Annotated in this window: 2 protein-coding genes; both read left to right on the top strand. The window is 52.6% G+C overall.

What is annotated here, in order from left to right; genetic code table 11:
* Positions 1-491 (top strand): MarR family winged helix-turn-helix transcriptional regulator (locus tag WBV27_RS08765; RefSeq protein WP_424201265.1); only part of this gene is annotated, 491 nt, incomplete at its 5' end.
* Between the two features lie 106 nt (positions 492-597).
* A partial coding sequence (locus WBV27_RS08760; RefSeq protein WP_424201267.1) for an ATP-dependent metallopeptidase FtsH/Yme1/Tma family protein occupies positions 598-1,773 on the top strand: 1,176 nt, incomplete at its 3' end.

Raw genomic sequence — 1,773 nt, 5'->3', positions numbered from 1 at the left:
CACAACTATTATCCGAAGAAGGAGCGGATTTCAAAATGAAAATTGATTTTTTGAAAAAAGAGATCTGGGATCTGATGCGGACCATCCAAGTTTCCAAGGATACCGTGATGTGCCCGGTCGCTAAAGATTATTGCATCACCCCGCTGCAATTGCGGATATTGATGGAAATCAAGCTGAGCGAAGATCTGTCACTCAACCGTTTGGCGAAGGTGATGGATATGAACAACGGCAACGTCTCCACCATCTGCAAAAAGCTGGAACAGCAAGGCTATCTGACGCGGGAGCGGCGCGCGGACGACGAGCGTTTCATTACGCTGAAACTCACTCCAAACGGACAAGCGATCCTTCAGAAAATGGAGCAGGATATCGAGAGCAAATACTGTTTGCTGATGGAAGGCGTCTCCGAAGAACGGCTTGAAAAAATTGCAGTCGGCATCAAAGAACTGCAGCTTTTAATACAGGAAATGAACGAACAACAAAGAGAGGATTGAACTGACATAAATGGCAGATGACAAAAATAAAAACAACCGCAAATGGAATCTAAATTTGAACAACGATAACCCCGATAAACGCAGAACGACAGCCTATTACTTGCTGATGGCGTTGAGCATCCTGATGTTCCTTAACTATTTCGCCTTGCCGAGCTACATGAACCGGAGCGTGGAGGAAGTGACTTACAGCACGTTCCTGAACCAAGTGTCGACGGGTGACGTATCCGAAGTCAAACTGGAAGAGAACCAAATCACCTTCGTCGCGACCGATGACGCAGGCGACAAACAAGTCTACATCACCGGCCTCATCGATGACCCGACACTCGTCACCCGCTTGGAAGAAGCCGACGTGACCTTCAGCAAGGACATCCCGACTGAAGCCTCCCCGATCCTTTCCATCTTGGTTTCCTGGGTCCTACCGCTCCTGCTGTTCTGGGGATTGGGTAGCCTATTAGGCAAACAGATGGCGAAACGGATGGGCGGCGGTGCCGGTGGTGCCTTGTCATTCGGCAAGTCGAACGCCAAAGTCTACGTGAAGGCAGGCGATTCGAAAACATTCAAGGATGTCGCCGGACAGGACGAAGCCAAAGAAGCTCTCAGCGAAGTCGTCGATTACCTGCATCAACCGAAAAAATACCAGGATATCGGTGCCAAGAATCCGAAAGGCATCCTGCTGGTCGGACCTCCCGGAACCGGTAAAACCCTTTTGGCCCGAGCTGTCGCAGGCGAAGCCGATGTGCCGTTCTTCAGCATATCCGGTTCCGAATTCGTCGAAATGTTCGTCGGACGCGGCGCCGCCAAAGTCCGCGACCTCTTCAAGGAAGCCAACGAGAAAGCCCCCTGTATCGTCTTCATCGACGAGATCGACACGATCGGTAAGAAACGCGATAGCGGCGGCTACGGCGGGGGTAACGATGAGCGTGAGCAGACCTTGAACCAACTGTTGGCGGAAATGGACGGCTTCGAAGCCAACAAAGGCATCATCCTCCTGGCCGCTACCAATCGTCCGGAATCCCTTGATGCTGCCCTACTGCGTCCAGGCCGATTCGACCGTCGCGTACCGGTCGAACTGCCGGACTTGGCCGGACGCGAAGCCATCCTGAAAGTGCATGCAACGAACTACAAGATGGATCCAAATATCGATTACAATACGATTGCCCGCGCCACATCCGGTGCTTCCGGTGCCGAATTGGCCAACATCATCAACGAAGGCGGCCTCCGCGCCGTCCGTGAAGGCCGCACCGCCGTCACCCAAAGTGATTTGGAAGAGTCGGTGGAAACC

Origin of the sequence: Trichococcus sp. (assembly GCF_049589555.1) — a bacterium.
Taxonomy (GTDB): Bacteria; Bacillota; Bacilli; order Lactobacillales; family Aerococcaceae; genus Trichococcus.
The sequence above is the reverse complement of the archived record's forward strand: the minus strand, read 5'-3'. Positions and strand labels throughout refer to the sequence as shown.